The organism is Thermasporomyces composti, from assembly GCF_003386795.1.
Taxonomy (GTDB): Bacteria; Actinomycetota; Actinomycetes; order Propionibacteriales; family Actinopolymorphaceae; genus Thermasporomyces; species Thermasporomyces composti.
In genome coordinates this window covers 3,797,112-3,813,260 of sequence record NZ_QTUC01000001.1, presented here as the reverse complement: position 1 = coordinate 3,813,260, position 16,149 = coordinate 3,797,112, and the positions used below count along the sequence as shown (strand labels likewise).

The following is a 16,149-nucleotide window of genomic DNA, read 5'->3' as shown; positions in this document are numbered from 1 at the left end:
ACACCCCCTCGCGCGGTCAGCGGCGAGCCGGGCGCAGCACGCGGCCCGGCGCCTCCCCTGTCGGATGACCGTCGTCGAGGACAGGCGTCCCACCGACGAACGTGTACAGCACACCCGTCGACAGCTGCCACGGGTCGGTGTAGGTGGCTCGATCGAGCACGGTGGCGGGATCGAAGACCGCCAGGTCGGCGATCGCGCCCGGGACGACGACGCCGCGGTCGGTCCAGCCCAGCCGCGTCGCCGGCACCGAGGTGGCCTTGCGGATCGCCACCGCGAGGTCGAGGACGCCCTCCTCCCGGACGTAGCGACCGAGCACCCGGGCGAAGGTACCGAGCCCACGCGGGTGAGGTCGACCACGCCCGTGACAGCCGAGGACGTGGCCGTCGCTGGCCACCGCGACCTCAGGGTCCCGCAGCACCGTGCGGACGTCGTCCTCGGACATGCTGTGGTGGATGACGCCGAGCACGCCCCGCTGGCCGCGCAACAGCTCGACGACGGCGCGGGCGGGATCCAGGCCGAGCTCCGCCGCCGCGTCCGCGACGGTCTTGCCGACGAGGTGCCGGTAGGGACCGTCCGGCGTGTCCGCGAGGACGACGCGGTCGGGGCGGAACGAACGGTTGACGGTGCCGGCGATCTCCGCCGCCATTCGCCCGGCCTGCTCAGGGTCGTCCAGGCGACGGACCAGCGCCTGACGCCCGCCGGCGAGCGCCCATGCCGGAAGCCAGGCGGTCAAGGTGGTGCTGGACGCGGTGTAGGGGTACTGGTCGACGCCGACGTCGAGGCCCTCGGCTTGTGCCTGTCGCACCAATGTCAGCGCGTCCGTCACCTTGCCCCAGTTGTCGGCGCCGCTCGCCTTCAGGTGCGAGATCTGGACACGCACCCCGGCTTCCCGGCCGACGGTCAGCGCCTCGGTGACGGCGTCGAGGAGGCCCGCGCCCTCGTTTCGGATGTGGGTGGAGTACAACAAGCCGGCCGCCGCTGCCTCGCGGGCGAGCGCGACCAGCTCGGTGGTGTCCGCGTAGGAGCCGGGCGCGTAGATCAGCCCACTGGACAGGCCGACGACCGTCCTCGCGGAGGAACGCAGGAGGTCCCGCATTCGGGTCAGCTCCGCGTCGGTCGGCGCCCGGTCCGCGCCTCCCATGACCGCGATGCGGAGGGCGCCGTGGCCGACCTGCAAGGCGAGGTTGACGCCGAGCGGAAGCCGGGACACCGCCTCGGCGTACTCGGCCGCGCTCGACCACTCCCATGGGAGGCCGTCGTCGAGGAAGCCGCCATGCGCCCGAAGCTCCTCGGCGTGCTCGGGCTGCACCGGAAACGGGGAGAAGCCACAGTTGCCGGTCACCAGCGTGGTCACGCCCTGCGTCACCTGGGTGAGGGCGTCGGGTGCGCTGAAGACCGTGAAGTCGGCGTGGGAGTGCAGGTCGATGAAGCCAGGGCACACCACGGCGCCGGAGACGTCGAGCACCCGCCGAGCGTCCGTGCCGGAGAGCTGGCCGACCGCGACGACGCGGCCCTCCGCGAGGAGGACGTCCGCGGTCTGTGCCGGTGCTCCGGTCCCGTCGAGCAGCGTGCCCCCGCGCAGGAGGATGTCACCCTTCATGGAGCCAACCCTGGCAGGCCCCCGACGTGGTCGCTACCGGCGGTGGTGCCCCTGGACGGCGAGCGATCAGCGGCCTCCCCACCTGGGGGGTTCGCGCGCCAGGAACGCTCGGACTCCTTCGCGGAAATCCTCGCTGCCATAGACGCGACGCAGGATGTCGGTGTCGTCTGGAAGTCGAGCGGTCCGCAGCCGGTGCATGGCTTCCTTGGCCGCCCACATGGTCAGCGGCGCGTGCTCGAGGAGTCGCCGCTCGATCTCCGCGGTGCGTTCGACGATCTCCTCGTCGCCGCAGACCTCGCACACGAAACCCGCCTCGTGCGCTTCCCGCGCCGTCATCGCGCGTGCGCGCAGGAGAAGGTCCAGGGTGCGCCCGACACCGAGCTGGTCGGCGAGGAGGGCGATCGTCGCGAGCGAGGGGGTGTTTCCCACGGTGCGCGCGATCGGGATCGCGAAGCGCGACCCGTGGGTGGCGATGCGCAGGTCGCACGCCGCCGCCACGGCGAGCCCGGCACCCACGCACCACCCGGTCACCACCGCGATGGTGGGAACGCGCAGGCGAGTGAGGCCCTCGAGGACGTCGCTCACCCGCCGCTCGTACTCCACGCCGTCCTCGCCGCTCGCGAACTCCGCGAACTGCGCGATGTCGGTGCCCGAGACGAAGGCCTCACCGCCAGCGCCCCGCAGGACCAACACCCGGACGCCAGGGTCGGCCTCGACCTGGTGGCACACCGCGAGCAACGCGTCGTACATTTCCCAGGTCAGGGCATTGCGTCGACGCGGCCGGTTGAACGTGACCCGCAGGATGGCCCCGTCCCTGTCCAGGAGCAGCTCGTCCACCACGTGGAGATGGTGCCCCCTGCCACCGGCGTGGGCACATGGCCGGCTCGAGCGACGGACTCGCTCAGGTGTCGAACAGGTGGGCGTTGACCGCGCGAGCGAGCGATGCCAGCTCGGGGACTTCGACCACCTCGACACCCGCGGCCTCGAGCACTTCCACACCACGGCAGTCGACGAACAGCTCGGGCTCCCGCCAGGCCAGCACGACCCGTGGAACGCCGGCCTCGATCAGCAGCTGTGCGCAGGGAGTCGGTCGGGACGCCCTGGTGCTGCACGGCTCCAAGCTCGAGTAGACCGTGGCCGTGCGGAGGCGAGGATCACCCGGGGGGAGCTTGGCCAAGGCGGCCTCCTCGGCGTGGTCACGCGGGTGCGACTCACGGGAGAATCCCCGCGCGATCTCCTCGCCGCTCGCGTCGACCACGATCGCGCCCACCGAGTACGCCGACGGGGAGGGCGGGCAGCGTCGAGACAGCTCGATCGCAGCCCGAAGCCATCGGAGATCCCTCTCACTGGGCTCTCGCCTTGACGTTCGCTCAGCCATCGCTCACCTGTCGGCTTGGTCTCCCGCCGCGGCGTCCCGTCCGCTGCCCAAGCGGTAGCGCAGCAAAGCCACGTCGCCGATCGGGCGGACCTCGACCAGCGTCATGGGGCGGCCGGGGTGGTGGGGGAACGGGCCAGGTCCGACGAAGCGCGGGGCGTCGGCGTGCCCGACGAAGCAGGGCGCGATCACCAGGTGCAGCTCGTCCACGAGGTCCGCGGTGAGGAACGCCGTATGGACGCGCTCCCCACCCTCGACGAGGAGCCGGCGAACGCCCCGTGCCCACAAGTCGGCGAGCACCTCGTCCGGCTCGGGCGAGCTCCCGGCGTCGACCACGGTCGTGACGGATCCCAGCCGGTCGCGGGTCCGGGTGTACGCAGCCGACGCCGCGTAGACGAGCGTTTCCGCCCCTCCCTCGGTGAAGAAGCGTGCCGCCGGGTCGAGGTCACCGCTGCGTGTCAACGTCACCTTGAGCGGAGAGTCGGGACGACCCTCCTCGCGTCGCAGACGTCGCCGCCTCGCCGATCGCACCAGCAGGCGCGGATTGTCCCGACGGACCGTCTCGGCGCCCACCAGGATCGCGTCGCACTCGGCCCGCACCTGATCGACGCGATCCAGGTCGGCGTCGTTGGAGAGGACGAGCCGTCGGTCGCTGGCGTCGTCGATCAAGCCGTCGACGGACATCGCGCAGCTCGCCACGACGTACGGCCGCCTCCCCCTGCCACTCTCCATGCGTCGCTCCCGAGACCCTTGTCCGATCGACCGCCTGTCCGATCGACCCCCTGTCCGATCGACCGTAGTCCGATCAACCCTGGTCCGATCGGCGAGGTCCGAGCGCCCTCGTACGGGACCTCGCCCGAAGACGACAGTGGGGCGAGCACGGCGTGCCCGCCCCACCAGCGTCAACCGTCCTATGCCGACGGCAGGATCGGCAGGTCGTAGTAGCGGCAGATGCCGGCGAACTCCTCGGGGTCGAGGCTCGCCCCGCCCACCAGAGCGCCGTCGACGTCGGGCTTCGCCATGATCCCGGCGACGTTCGACGCCTTGACCGAGCCGCCGTAGAGAACCCGAACACCGCGCGCGACGTCGTCCCCGAAGCGGTCGCCCACGACCTTGCGGATCGCCGCGCACACCTCCTGCGCGTCGTCCGGTGTCGCGACCTCGCCCGTGCCGATCGCCCATACCGGCTCGTAGGCGATGACGACGTCGGACATCTGCTCCGCCTTCACGCCGTCCAGCGCGGCCTGCACCTGCCCGACCGTGTACTCGACGTGCCGGCCCTCCTTGCGCACGTCGAGTCCCTCGCCCACGCACAGGATCGGTCGGATCCCGTGCCGCAGCGCCGCCTGCAGCTTGGCGTTGACGATCGTGTCGTCCTCACGGTGGTGCTGGCGACGCTCGGAGTGGCCCACCACGACATAGGAGCAGCCCAGCTTCGCCAGCATCGCACCGGAGACGTCCCCGGTGTAGGCGCCCTTGTCGTGCGGGCTGAGGTCCTGCGCACCGTGCCGAATGCGCAGCCGATCGCCGTCGATCAGGGTCTGGACCGACCGGATGTTGGTGAACGACGGGAGGACGACGACCTCGACCGCGTCGAAGTCGTGCTTCTTGTCCTGCAGGATCCAGGCCAGCTTCTGGACGAGATGGACCGCCTCGCGGTGGTCGAGGTTCATCTTCCAGTTACCGGCCATCAAAGGCGTGCGCTCGGCTCGCTTGGTTGCCACTGTCAGTCCTCCAGGACGGCGAGGCCGGGAAGTGTCTTGCCCTCGAGGTATTCGAGGCTGGCACCTCCACCCGTCGAGATGTGTCCGAAGGCGTCCTCGGCGAAGCCGAGCGCGCGGACCGCGGCGGCGGAGTCCCCACCGCCGACGACCGACAGGCCGTCGACCCGGGTGAGCGCCTCGGCGACAGCGCGGGTGCCCTTGGCGAAGGCCGGGATCTCCGCGACCCCCATGGGGCCGTTCCAGAAGGCCGTCCGCGCGTCCGCGAGCTTCTCGGCGAACAGCCGCGCCGACTCAGGACCGATGTCGACGCCCATCCGATCCTTGGGGATCGCGTCGACCGGCACCACGCTGTACTCGGCGTCCTCGGACACCGCGGTCGCCGCCACGACGTCGACCGGGAGCACGATCCGATCACCTGCTTGCTGGAGGTAGCCCCGGACCGTCTCGATCTGGTCCTCCTCCAGCAGGCTCCGGCCGACCTCATGCCCCTGCGCGGCCAGGAAGGTGAAGGCCATGCCCCCACCGATGACCAGTCGGTCGGCCGTGCCGAGCAGGTTGTCGATGACACCCAGCTTGTCGGAGACCTTCGCTCCGCCGAGCACCACGACGTAGGGACGCTCCGGGTTCTCCGTCAACGAGCGGAGCACCTTCACCTCGTCCAGCACGAGCTGGCCGGCCGCGTGCGGCAACCGCCGGGCCACGTCGTAGACGCTGGCGTGCTTGCGGTGAACAGCGCCGAACCCATCGGAAACGAACGCGTCACCGAACGCCGCCAGCTCCTCGGCGAAGGCTTCCCGCTCCGCGTCGACCTTGCTCGTCTCGCGCGGGTCGAAGCGCACGTTCTCCAGGAGCGCGACCTCTCCCTCACCGAGGCCGGCGACGACCGCTCGCGCGCTCTCGCCGACCACGTCGGCCGCGAACGCCACCGACGTGCCGAGGAGCTCACCGAGCCGCTTGGCGACCGGAGCGAGCGAGTACTTCTCGTCCGGCTGGCCCTTCGGACGGCCGAGGTGAGCCATGACGACGACCCGTGCGCCCCGATCACGAAGCGCACGGATCGTCGGCACACTGGCCCGGATCCGCCCATCGTCGGTGATGGTTCGGTTGGGCGGGTCACCCGCCAGCGGGACGTTGAGGTCGGAGCGCACCAAGACCCGGCGGCCCCGCAGGTCTCCCAGATCCTCGATGGTCTTCACCGTCACAGCGACCGACCCACAAGAAGCGCCAGATCCACCAACCGGTTGGAGTAGCCCCACTCGTTGTCGTACCAGCCGACAACCTTGACCTGGTTGCCGTTGACCATCGTGAGCGAGGCGTCGATCGTGCAGCTCGGCGCGGTGTTGACGATGTCGGAGGAGACGATCTCGTCCTCGGTGTAGACCAGGATGCCCTTGAGCGGGCCCTCCGCGGCCGCCTTGTAGGCGGCGTTCACCTCCTCCTTGGTCACCTCACGCTCGAGGTCGACCACGAGGTCGGTCACCGAGCCGGTCGGCACAGGCACCCGGAAGGCCATGCCGTCGAGCTTGCCCTTGACCTCGGGGATGACCAGGCTCGTGGCCTTGGCCGCGCCCGTGGTGGTCGGGACGATGTTGATGCCCGCGGCCCGAGCACGACGCAAGTTCACCGTGCCCTTACGGGTGAGCGCGATCTGGTCAAGCAGCTGCTGCTCGGTGGTGTAGGCGTGGATCGTCGTCATGAGACCCTTGACGATCCCGAAGTTGTCGAGCAGCACCTTGGTCATCGGCGCGACGCAGTTGGTCGTGCACGACGCGTTCGAGATGATCGTGTGCTTGGCCGGGTCGTACTTGTCGTCGTTCACGCCGAGGACGATCGTGATGTCCTCACCCGTCGCCGGCGCGGAGATGATCACCTTCTTCGCACCCGCGTCGACGTGCTTGCGGGCGTCCTCAGCCTTGGTGAAGCGCCCGGTCGACTCGATGACGATGTCCGCGCCGAGCTCACCCCACGGCAGCTGAGCGGGGTCGGCCTCCGCCGTCGCGCGGATGGCCTTCCCGTTGACGATGAGGTTGTTGTCATCGAAGCTCACCTGCGCGTCGAGCCTGCCGAGCACCGAGTCGTACTTCAGCATGTGCGCGAGGACGTCGTTGCTGGTGAGGTCGTTGATGCCGACAACCTCGATGTCCGTTCCCTGGGCGAGAACGGCGCGGAAGAAGTTACGGCCGATGCGGCCGAAGCCGTTGATTCCTACGCGAACGGTCACAGGACGCTCCCTCGCAGTAGTCGCGTTCTCAATGCTTGTGCGGACAGGGGCGTGGCCTCGTTGCCTGGCGCCGCCTCCCCGGTGTCTGCGCCGAAGGGCAGGCTCGCAGAGGTCGGCGGCCGCCGACACTCTCCTTCGGAGACTATCGGGTGAGGTTGACCCCGATATGGCCGCCCTCACACGGTCGCGGCGCGGTCATGGGCCGCCCCAGGTTGTTCGAGACCAGCTCGAATCCGCGGCTGCTTCGACATCTCCCCCACCTTCAGCCTAGTCACGCGCCGGGGTGCGGCAGCCGAGCATCGCGGTGGTGAACCGACGTGTCTGAGGCGTGACGTCCGTCTCAGGAGTCGATGTCTCAGGAGTCGATGTCTCAGGAGTTCAGCATCTCCGGGGTCAAGTTCGCCTCCGTCCCCGGAATGCCGAGCTCAGCCGCACGCTTGTCGGCCATCGCCAAGAGCCGACGGATACGCCCGGCGATGGCGTCCTTGGTCAGCGGGGGGTCGTGCAGCTGCCCCAACTCCTCCAGGCTGGCCTGCTTGTTCTTGATCCGAAGCTCACCGGCAGTCCTCAGGTGCGGCGGCACGTCGTCGCCGAGGATCTCCAGAGCGCGCTCGACGCGCGCGCCGGCGGCGACCGCGGCCCGCGCCGACCGTCGCAGGTTGGCATCGTCGAAGTTGGCGAGGCGGTTCGCGGTCGCGCGCACCTCGCGCCGCATCCGGCGCTCTTCCCACGCCATCAGGCTCTCGTGCGCGCCGAGCCGGGTGAGCAACGCTCCGATCGCGTCACCATCCCGGATGACCACCCGGTCGACTCCCCGCACATCGCGGGCCTTGGCGGCGATACCGATGCGCCGAGCCGCTCCGACGAGGGCGAGGGCGGCCTCGGGGCCAGGGCAGGTGACCTCGAGTGCGGCCGATCGACCAGGCTCGGTCAAGGAACCGTGCGCCAGGAACGCGCCGCGCCACGCCGCCACCGCGTCGCACGTGGACCCGTTGACCACTTGGGGAGGCAGGCCCCGCACGGGCCTCCCCCGACCGTCGAGTAGCCCGGTCTGCCGAGCCAACGCCTCGCCGTCCTTGACGACGCGAACCACGAACCGGTTGCCCTTACGGATGCCCCCCGGCGCCAGGACGAGGACGTCACTGGGGTGACCGAAGACCTCCGCGATCTCTCTCCGTAGTCGGCGGGCGCAGGCGCCGGTGTCGAGCTCCGCCTCGACGACGATGCGGCCGCTGACGATGTGCAGGCCTCCCGCGAAGCGGAGCATGGCGGATACTTCCGCCTTGCGGCAGCACGGCTTCGTCACCGTCGTGCTCGTCAGTTCCGCCTTGACCTGAGCCGTCATTGCCATGGCCTGATACTGCCACGCATAGCGGTGTCATTCGGCCAATGGGTCAAGCCGGTCAGCTCGCCGCGAATAGAAATGGTGACGCAGAGTGAGTTGACCGTCCTAGCCGCCGAGGACTTTGGCGTAGACCTGGGCCAGGCGCTCGGGATCATGCCGTGGAGATCCATCACGGCGAGCCACATCGGCGACGACCAGCTCAGCGCCGAGGGCGGAGGCGGCCGCCGCCAGCGCCGGTTGGTCGGCGACGAACGCATCGTGCGCCACCACGACGTCAATGCGCAGGTCCGGTGCGTGCGCGCGCAGCACCTCCAAGTGCCGCTCCGGCGAGAAGCCTCGCGTCTCCCCCGCCTGTGGAGCGAGATTCAGGGTGAGCACGCGCGTGCCCTTGGCCTCGTGCAGGACAGCCGACAGCTCGGGCACCAGGAGGTGGACCAGCACGCTGGTGAACCACGAGCCCGGGCCGAGGACGATGCCATCGGCCGCACGAATCGCCGCCAGCGCCTCGGGGCAAGCCGGAGGGTTGGCGGGTTCGAGCGCCACGCTGAGCACTCGCCCGGTCGTGGCCGCCACCACGGACTGGCCGCGCAACGTGCGCACCGCCGTCGGGTCATTCGGGTCCAAGCCCTCGACCTGGGCGGTGATCTCCAACGGCACGTCGCACATCGGCAGCACCCGCCCCTGCGCACCCAGCAGCCGGGCCACCCAGTCGAGCCCGGTGACGTGCGCGCCGAGCCGCTGCCACATGGCCACGATGAGCAGGTTGCCGACCGCGTGGCCGGCGAGCGGGCCGTCGCTCTCGAACCGGTGCTGGAGGACCTCAGCCCAGGTCCGTCCCCACTCGTCGTCGCCGCACAACGCGGCGAGCGCCTGGCGGAGGTCGCCGGGTGGCAGGACCCCGAACTCGCGACGCAGGCGCCCCGAGGACCCGCCGTCGTCGGCGACCGTCACGACGGCGGTGAGGTTATCGGTCACGTGGCGCAGGGCGGACAAGGACGCCGCGAGACCGTGACCACCGCCGAGTGCTACCACTTTGGGCCCCGACCGCGGCGCGGCGGGCACGCTCCGACCGCTGGACGACTCTCGCCGGCTCATTCCCGCCCCAGGTCGCGGTGCAGGACGAGGGTCCCGATTCCGTGCGCGCGTAGCCTCGTCCCCAGTTCCTCTGCCATCGCCACACTCCGGTGCTTGCCGCCAGTACAACCGACCGCGATCGTCACAAACCTCTTACCCTCGCGCAGGTAGCCACGTGCCAAGGAGGTCACCAACGCCTCGTACCGGTCGAGGAACGGCAGGGCGTCGTCCTGCTTGAGCACGTACTCGCGGACATCTGGATCGAGACCGGTCTGTCCGCGCAGCTCAGGCTGCCAGTAGGGGTTGGGGAGAAACCGGCAGTCGACCACGTGGTCCGCGTCGACCGGTATGCCGTATTTGTACCCGAACGAGACGACCGTGGCGTGCAGGGCCTGGTCGTCCGGATCACCGAAGGCGTTGACGATCTTGGCCGTGAGCTGATGGACGTTGAGGTTCGAGGTGTCGATCACCAGGTCGGCGACGGCACGCAGCTCGCGCAGCGCCTCACGCTCGGCGACGATGCCGTCCAGGACCCGCCCGTCGCCTTGGAGCGGGTGGGGGCGCCGCACGCTCTCGTAGCGACGGACGAGAACCTCGTCGCTCGCCTCAAGGAACAGCAGCGTGGGTCGCACCCCGCGAGCGCGGAGCGCCCTGAGCGATCCCTGCAAGGCGGCGAAGAAGGAGCCGGACCGCACGTCGATCACGACGGCGACCTTGGCGACCGCGCGCTGCCCCTCGGCGAGCAGCTTCACCACGGTGGGGAGCAACTCTGGAGGGAGGTTGTCGACGACGAACCAGCCGAGGTCCTCGAGGACATCGGCGGCGGTACTTCGGCCCGCCCCGGACATGCCGGAGACGAGCACCAGCTCAGGTGGGCGCCTCGCCATTGGTGACTTCCTGTCGCTGCGGGATGTTCGGGCTCGGGCCGCCGCCGTCGTCCGATGGCTCGCCATCGTCCGATGGTCCGGCGGACCCGTCGTCGACGATCTCACCCGTGGCGGTGTTGACCGCGGGGCGCGTCTCGGCGCGTTGCCGCAACGCCTCGACCACCGCCTGCGCCGTTCGGGTTCCGATCCCGGGGACCTGGGCGATCTCTTCCACGGAGGCCGACCGCAGACGTTTGAGAGAGCCGAACGCCCGCAAGAGCGCCTTGCGCCGGGTCTCCCCCAAACCGCTGATGCCGTCGAGCGCGCTTTCGACCATCGACTTCGACCGCTTCTGGCGGTGGAACGTTATCGCGAAGCGGTGAGCCTCGTCACGCACTCGCTGGAGCAGGTACAGCCCTTCGCTCGTACGCGGCAGGATGACCGGATCCTCCGCCCCAGGGAGCCACACCTCCTCCAGCCGCTTGGCCAGACCCGCGACCGGAATATCGTCGATGCCCAGCTCGTCGAGCGCGCGTTTGGCGGCGGCTACCTGTGGCGGTCCACCGTCGACGAGTACCAAGCCCGGTGTGTAGGCGAACTTGCGTTGGCGCCCGGTCTCCGGGTCGATGAGCGAGCTGACGGTGGGCGAGCCCTCACCGGGGGCGGGCACAGCGGACGCGTCAGGCTCGCCTCCCCCGCCGTCGGGCCGCTGCCCCGCGGCGACTTCGCCGGTCTGTGAGCGCTCGGCCAAGTAGCGTTGGAACCGCCGGGTGATCACCTCGTGGATCGCCGCGACGTCATTGGCGCTGTCGCCCCGACCCCGGCTGCGGATGGTGAAGCGCCGGTAGTCGCTCTTGCGAGGCAGCCCGTCCTCGAAGACCACCATCGACGCGACGACGTTCGAACCCTGCAGGTTCGACACGTCGTAGCACTCGATCCGCAGGGGCGCCTCGTCCAGCCCGAGAGCGTCCCTGATCTCCTCCAAGGCCCGGCTTCGAGTGGTCAGATCACTGGCCCGCTTGGTCTTGTGCAGGGCGAGCGCCTCGGCCGCGTTGCGCGCGACCGTCTCGAGCAAGGCCCGCTTGTCGCCGCGTCGAGGAATCCGCACATCCACCCGGGAGCCGCGACGCTCGCTCAGCCACTGCGCGAGCGCCTCCGCATCGGCCGGCAAGGCCGGGACCAGCACCTCCTTCGGGACTCCCTCGCCGGACTCCGTGCCGTAGAGCTGGGTGAGCAGACTCTCCACCAGGTCGCCGGTTCCGGCGTCGCTGGTCTTGTCGGCGACCCAGCCGCGCTGGCCGCGGATCCGACCGCCGCGCACGTGGAACACCTGGACGGCGACTTCGAGCTGGTCCTCCGCCAACGCGATCACGTCGGCGTCGGTACCGTCGGGGAGGACGACGGCGTTCTTCTCCAGGGCGCGCTCCAACGCCTTGAGGTCGTCACGCAACCGCGCGGCCCGCTCGAAGTCCAGCTCCGCGGCCGCCTGCTTCATCTCCCGCTCCAGCCGCTTGACGTACGGGGCGGAGCGGCCAGACATGAAGTCGCAGAAGTCCTCGACGATCCGGCGGTGCTCCTCGGCCGAGACCCGGCCGACGCAGGGAGCGGAGCACTTGCCGATGTACCCGAGGAGGCACGGCCGGCCGATCTGCTGCGACCGCTTGAAGACGCCGTTGGAGCAGGTCCGCGCCGGGAACACCCGCAGCAGCAGGTCGAGCGTCTCCCGGATCGCCCAGGCGTGGACGTACGGGCCGAAGTAGCGGACGCCCCGCTTCTTCGGCCCGCGCATCACCTGCAGCCGTGGGTACTCCTCATTGAGCGTGACCGCGAGCCACGGGTAGCTCTTGTCGTCGCGGTACTTGACGTTGAACCGTGGGTCGAACTCCTTGATCCAGGAGTACTCCAGCTGCAGCGCCTCGACCTCGTTGTTGACCACCGTCCACTCGACCTTGGCGGCCGACTGGACCATCGCCTGAGTGCGCGGGTTGAGGGAGGCGAGGTCTTGGAAGTACGACGCGAGCCGCGACCTGAGGCTCTTCGCCTTTCCGACATAGATCACTCGCCCGGACTCGTCCGAGAAGCGGTAGACGCCGGGTGCGTCCGGGACGGACCCGGGTGCGGGGCGGTAGGTCGCGGGATCTGCCACTTATCCGAGGGTAGGCGACTCACCCGCGTGTCGGCCTCCCGCCCCGCACTGGCTGATCACGTCGTGCGCAAGATCACTCTCGCGTCAGGCCAGGATGATCGTGTCGCCGTCGACCGTGATGGCCCGCGCGGGCAGTGGCTCCGGCGCGGGACCGGACTGCACGCTGCCGTCGGCGACGCTGAACCGGGTCTGGTGGCAGGGGCAGATGATCGAGCCGTCTTGGACGGCGGTGACGGTGCACTGCTGGTGGGTGCAGACGGCGCTGTACGCCTTGAAGCTGCCGGCCTCCGGCTGGACGACGACCACCTGCTGCTCGGGATAGACCTTGCCGCCGTTGACCGGGATCTCCGAGGTCTTGGCCAGGGCTTGACCGGTGGAGCCCTGCCGACCCTGGTCTCCAGCCCCCGGCTCGCCGGTCTCCGTCTCTTCGGACGCGGCGGCCTCCGGCGTCTCAGCCGCCGTGCCATCGTCCGACCCGGTGTCGTCATTGTCCGGCAACGGCTCCGGCCCGCCGCCGCAGGCGGCCAGGATCGGGAGGGCGGCCCCGGTCAACGCGACGCCTCCCAGCACCCGGCGCCGGCTCAGGTCGGTGGTCGACGACCGGCCATGGTCACCGGTGGTCTCGCCGGAGATGTCGGACGCAGGCACGGGCTGCGGCTTGGTGTAGTCCACGTGGCTCTCCTGAGTGCGTGGCGTCTCCTGTGTGATGGTCGGTTCGACCTGTCACACGGAAGGACCCGCCGACCGGTTCACCCCGGCTGGATCGTCCCCAACCCACCGGTCACCTGAGCACGTGGCTACGGCCACGCCGGCAGATCCCCCTCCGCGCTGCACTCGAACGGTACCGGGTCTCCGGTCACCTCCAGCCGCGGATGCGCCTCGACCTCCGCCCGCAAGCTCTCCGACACGAGCAGTGACACCGTGTCGAGCGTGTCGTGGATCCGCACCAGTCGCACGTTCTCCACGTCGGGCCGCCCGCACATGGCGATCGCGGCGGCCACCGCGTCGCGATCCGTGGGCAGCGCGATCGGCAGCTTGGCCCTGCGGACGCCGCCGATCCCGGACGTCATCGCGTTGACGTAGAGGGCGTGGAGGTCGATCTGCTCGAGGACGCGGAAGGGGATGAAGTCGGCCAGACCCACCCCCACGGCGTTCCCGTGGGACGCCTCGCTGATCGCGTGGACGGTGATGTTGGTGACGCGCGGACGCTCCGGCTCTGGGACGCCCTCGATCCACATCCGTCCGATGACGTTGGTGTCCATGCCCGAGCCGGACTTGTCCTTGCCCAGCTCGTCGACGATCAGGACGTCGAGGTCGTCGAACGGGAGTCGACCGAGCAGCTGGCGCGCCTCGCCCAGCAGCGCCGCCTCCGCGGCTCCCGCGACGCCGTCCGGCTCGACGAACGCGACCCGTGCCGTTCGCTCGTACGCGTTCTCCAGGATGGCCAGCCCACCCAGGACGCGGCCACTCTCGACGATGCGCCGCGCCACGAGAGGCACCCACCGGGGCAGGTTCGGGGAACCGTAGGCGTGGATGGCCTCCGCGCCGCGCTGCTTGCCGAGCCCGATCGCGGCGATCTTGGCGAGGCCGCTCTCCACCTCGCCGTGGAAGTCGGTGTGCGGCTTGACCCGGTTGACGAGCAGGATCCCGTCCGCCTGGGCGGCGTACGCGTCGAGGTGGACGGGTGGGCCGTCGGGAACCCGACCCAGCACCACGGTGTCCATGGTCGCGCGGATGGGCACGCCCATCCGCTCCTCGGTCACGCCGTACGACGCCAAGACCGCCCGCTGCCCGTCGGCGGTCGCGCCACCGTGCGAGCCCATCGCCGGCACGATGAATGGCTCGGCGCCGAGTTCCTTCAGCCAGTCGCACGCCGCCTTGATGACGACCGCGACATCCCGGATTCCCCGACTACCTGCCGTGACCGCGATGTGGGCGCCGGGTTGGATCCGGCCACGCAGCGACTCCAGCTCCCGGCGGGTGGCCGCGACGACGTCCGGCTCGACAGGGGCGTCGTAGCGCTGACGCACCGGCAGCAGACGCGGCAGCGGGGCCTTGGCCGTCAGCCCGCGGACCCGCTCGAAGGGCCCCAGGCTCGGCGCGCACGCCGCGGACGCCGCCGTCGGCTGTCCCGGCGGCACGGTCGCCGTCGTCACATCACCGCGCCCAGCTGCCATGGCACGAACTCCTCGTCACCGTAGCCAAGCTCCTCGCTCTTCGTCTTGGCGCCGGACGCCACCCGGAGCACCAGCTCAAAGATCTCCCGCCCAGCCTCCTCGACCGACATGCCGCCGTCCGCGATGAGCCCGCAGTTGTAGTCCATGTCGTCGATCATGCGCTCGTAGACGGGCGTGTTGGTCGCCAGCTTGATCGACGGCGTCGGCTTGCAGCCGAACGCCGAACCCCGTCCCGTGGTGAAGCAGAGCACCTGCGCACCGCCCGCCACCATGCCGGTCGCGTTGACCGGGTCGTAGCCGGGGGTGTCCATGAAGACCAGGCCCTTCGCGGTGACGGGCTCGGCGAACTCGACCACGTCGACGAGGTTGGTCGTCCCGCCCTTGGCGGCGGCGCCGAGCGACTTCTCGAGAATCGTGGTGAGGCCACCCGCCTTGTTGCCGGGCGAGGGGTTGTTGTCCATGGAGCCGCCGTGCTTGGCGGTGTACTCCTCCCACCAGCGGATGCGGGCGATGAGCTTCTCGCCTACCTCTCGACTCACTGCGCGCCGAGCGAGGAGGTGCTCCGCGCCGTAGATCTCCGGCGTCTCGCCGAAGACGGCCGTCCCGCCGTGCTGGACGAGCAGGTCGGCGGCGGCGCCGAGCGCCGGGTTGGCGGTGATGCCGGAGTAGGCGTCGGATCCGCCGCACTCCATCGCCAGGATCAGCTCGCTCGCCGGCACCGTCTCCCGCGTCACCTTGTTGACGTCGGGCAGCATCTCCTTGATGCGGGCCACGCCTTCCGCGACCGTCTTGCGCGTGCCGCCAAGCTCCTGGATGGTCATCGGTACCGTGATCTTGTGCTCGGGGATCTGCCAGTGCTCGACGAGCGTCGAGACCTGGTTGACCTCGCAGCCGAGTCCGAGCACGAGGAAGCCGGCGAAGTTCGGGTGGTTGGCGTAACCGGTGAGCGTGCGCCGCAGGACCTCGAAGGACTCGCTGCCCGGCCCCGCCATGCCGCAGCCGGTCCCATGGGTGAGCGCGACGACCCCGTCCACGTTCGGGTAGTCGTCGAGGGCGTCCCACCGGAACCGCTCCGCGATCAGCTTCGCCGCGGTCGCCGAGCAGTTGACGGTCGTGAGGATGCCGATGTAGTTCCGGGTCGCGGCGCGGCCGTCCGGCCGGACGATGCCCTGGAACGTGGCTCGCGCCGTCTCCGGGACGTACTGCGTCGGTCGGGTGTCGACGCCGAACTCGTACTCCCGGTCGAACATCTGGAACGCTGTGTTGTGGGTGTGGACGTGGCGGCCGGGCGCGATGGCCTCCTTAGCGAAGCCGATCACCTGGCCGTACTTCCGCACCGGCTGCCCCTCCGCGACCGGCGTGACCGCCAGCTTGTGCCCTCGGGGTATCACGTCCGTCACGTCGAGGGTGCCACCGCCGGGCAGCTGGTAGGTCCCCGGCTCGATGTCCCGCATGGCGATGACCACGTTGTCGTCGGCGTGCAGCCGGAGCGTGTGTTCGGCGAGCGTCGGAGCGTCCATGGGGTTACGCCACCCTCCAGACATCTGATGTTTCGATTTGGCGATGGTACTGCCCCGGCCCGTGCCGACGAGCTGCCCAGCCGACTGCCATACTCTGAACC

General features: G+C 70.1%; 14 protein-coding genes. All 14 read right to left on the bottom strand.

The features are described 5' to 3' along the window. Window positions 1–16: 16 nt before the first annotated feature. Complete coding sequence (locus DFJ64_RS16590) at window positions 17–1,600, bottom strand: N-acyl-D-amino-acid deacylase family protein (protein WP_115851271.1); 1,584 nt, start codon at window positions 1,598–1,600, stop codon at window positions 17–19. A 66-nt stretch (window positions 1,601–1,666) separates the two neighbouring features. After that, entirely contained in the window at window positions 1,667–2,437 is a 771-nt protein-coding gene (locus tag DFJ64_RS16585; protein ID WP_245941183.1) for an enoyl-CoA hydratase, read from the bottom strand. Between the two features lie 64 nt (window positions 2,438–2,501). Then, the gene (locus DFJ64_RS19995) at window positions 2,502–2,978 is read right to left on the bottom strand and encodes a cytidine/deoxycytidylate deaminase family protein (RefSeq protein WP_115851269.1); all 477 of its coding nucleotides are present in this window, start codon (window positions 2,976–2,978) and stop codon (window positions 2,502–2,504) included. Between the two features lie 3 nt (window positions 2,979–2,981). Further along, entirely contained in the window at window positions 2,982–3,707 is a 726-nt protein-coding gene (locus DFJ64_RS19990) for a RibD family protein (protein WP_115851268.1), read from the bottom strand. Between the two features lie 179 nt (window positions 3,708–3,886). Next, window positions 3,887–4,666 carry a triose-phosphate isomerase gene (gene tpiA, locus DFJ64_RS16570; RefSeq protein WP_211310846.1) on the bottom strand — a complete coding sequence of 260 codons (780 nt, stop codon included), beginning with the start codon at window positions 4,664–4,666 and terminating at the stop codon, window positions 3,887–3,889. A 35-nt stretch (window positions 4,667–4,701) separates the two neighbouring features. Beyond that, a complete protein-coding gene (locus DFJ64_RS16565; RefSeq protein WP_115852175.1) occupies window positions 4,702–5,895 on the bottom strand; it encodes a phosphoglycerate kinase in 1,194 nt (397 codons plus the stop codon). Window positions 5,896–5,897: 2 nt separating this feature from the next. Next, window positions 5,898–6,920: a type I glyceraldehyde-3-phosphate dehydrogenase gene (gene gap, locus DFJ64_RS16560; RefSeq protein WP_115851266.1), complete on the bottom strand. Its 1,023-nt coding sequence runs from the start codon at window positions 6,918–6,920 to the stop codon at window positions 5,898–5,900. A 370-nt stretch (window positions 6,921–7,290) separates the two neighbouring features. Then, window positions 7,291–8,271: a DNA-binding protein WhiA gene (gene whiA / locus DFJ64_RS16555; protein WP_115851265.1), complete on the bottom strand. Its 981-nt coding sequence runs from the start codon at window positions 8,269–8,271 to the stop codon at window positions 7,291–7,293. Between the two features lie 99 nt (window positions 8,272–8,370). Beyond that, a complete protein-coding gene (locus DFJ64_RS16550; RefSeq protein WP_115851264.1) occupies window positions 8,371–9,360 on the bottom strand; it encodes a gluconeogenesis factor YvcK family protein in 990 nt (329 codons plus the stop codon). Further along, window positions 9,357–10,226, bottom strand: coding sequence for an RNase adapter RapZ (gene rapZ / locus DFJ64_RS16545; RefSeq protein WP_115851263.1), 870 nt, complete (start codon window positions 10,224–10,226; stop codon window positions 9,357–9,359). Before rapZ ends, DFJ64_RS16550 begins: the two co-directional genes overlap by 4 nt. Continuing rightward, a complete protein-coding gene (uvrC, locus tag DFJ64_RS16540) occupies window positions 10,207–12,351 on the bottom strand; it encodes an excinuclease ABC subunit UvrC (RefSeq protein WP_115851262.1) in 2,145 nt (714 codons plus the stop codon). Before uvrC ends, rapZ begins: the two co-directional genes overlap by 20 nt. Window positions 12,352–12,435: 84 nt before the next feature. Next, the gene (locus DFJ64_RS16535; RefSeq protein WP_245941182.1) at window positions 12,436–13,023 is read right to left on the bottom strand and encodes a Rieske (2Fe-2S) protein; all 588 of its coding nucleotides are present in this window, start codon (window positions 13,021–13,023) and stop codon (window positions 12,436–12,438) included. Window positions 13,024–13,148: 125 nt separating this feature from the next. Further along, on the bottom strand, window positions 13,149–14,528 hold the full coding sequence (locus DFJ64_RS16530; RefSeq protein WP_245941181.1) for a nickel pincer cofactor-dependent isomerase, group 22: 1,380 nt from the start codon (window positions 14,526–14,528) through the stop codon (window positions 13,149–13,151). Next, window positions 14,504–16,048: a UxaA family hydrolase gene (locus DFJ64_RS16525; RefSeq protein ID WP_115851261.1), complete on the bottom strand. Its 1,545-nt coding sequence runs from the start codon at window positions 16,046–16,048 to the stop codon at window positions 14,504–14,506. Before DFJ64_RS16525 ends, DFJ64_RS16530 begins: the two co-directional genes overlap by 25 nt. Window positions 16,049–16,149: the final 101 nt, after the last annotated feature.

Coding starts and splice junctions, on each gene's coding strand:
- DFJ64_RS16530 (WP_245941181.1), bottom strand. CDS start 14,528: ATGGCAGCTGGGCGCGGTGATGTGACGACGGCGACCGTGCCGCCGGGA.
- whiA (WP_115851265.1), bottom strand. CDS start 8,271: ATGGCAATGACGGCTCAGGTCAAGGCGGAACTGACGAGCACGACGGTG.
- DFJ64_RS19990 (WP_115851268.1), bottom strand. CDS start 3,707: ATGGAGAGTGGCAGGGGGAGGCGGCCGTACGTCGTGGCGAGCTGCGCG.
- DFJ64_RS16550 (WP_115851264.1), bottom strand. CDS start 9,360: ATGAGCCGGCGAGAGTCGTCCAGCGGTCGGAGCGTGCCCGCCGCGCCG.
- DFJ64_RS19995 (WP_115851269.1), bottom strand. CDS start 2,978: ATGGCTGAGCGAACGTCAAGGCGAGAGCCCAGTGAGAGGGATCTCCGA.
- DFJ64_RS16525 (WP_115851261.1), bottom strand. CDS start 16,048: ATGGACGCTCCGACGCTCGCCGAACACACGCTCCGGCTGCACGCCGAC.
- rapZ (WP_115851263.1), bottom strand. CDS start 10,226: ATGGCGAGGCGCCCACCTGAGCTGGTGCTCGTCTCCGGCATGTCCGGG.
- tpiA (WP_211310846.1), bottom strand. CDS start 4,666: ATGGCCGGTAACTGGAAGATGAACCTCGACCACCGCGAGGCGGTCCAT.
- DFJ64_RS16590 (WP_115851271.1), bottom strand. CDS start 1,600: ATGAAGGGTGACATCCTCCTGCGCGGGGGCACGCTGCTCGACGGGACC.